The organism is Enterobacter cloacae complex sp. 394I7 (assembly GCF_057320345.1).
The window spans coordinates 1-515 of record NZ_JBXWCR010000027.1; the positions used below are offsets into that span (position 1 = coordinate 1).

Genomic DNA, 515 nt, shown 5'->3' on the forward strand with positions numbered 1-515 from the left:
CCTTCACGGATTGCGAAACGCAGACCGTCGTCCATCGCGATTGGGTGGATCAGCGTCACAACCATCTTGATGTTGTCGCCTGGCATTACCATCTCAACGCCTTCTGGCAGTTCGATGGTACCGGTCACGTCAGTTGTACGGAAGTAGAACTGTGGACGGTAGCCTTTGAAGAACGGAGTATGACGGCCGCCTTCGTCTTTGGACAGGATATACACTTCAGATTCGAACTTGGTGTGTGGCTTGATTGAGCCTGGCTTAGCCAGTACCTGACCACGTTCGATTTCTTCACGTTTGATACCACGCAGCAGAACACCTACGTTCTCACCAGCACGGCCTTCGTCCAGCAGTTTGCGGAACATTTCAACGCCAGTACAGGTAGACTTAGCAGTCTCTTTGATACCAACGATTTCAACTTCTTCGCCAACTTTGATGATACCGCGCTCAACACGACCGGTAACAACGGTACCACGACCGGAGATGGAGAATACGTCTTCGATTGGCAGCAGGAACGGCTT

Annotated in this window: 1 protein-coding gene; it reads right to left on the reverse strand. The window is 51.7% G+C overall.

What is annotated here, in order from left to right; translation table 11 throughout:
• On the reverse strand, nucleotides 1-515 hold a 515-nt coding region (locus AC2FAP_RS24390; protein WP_249024994.1), incomplete at both ends, for an EF-Tu C-terminal domain-related protein.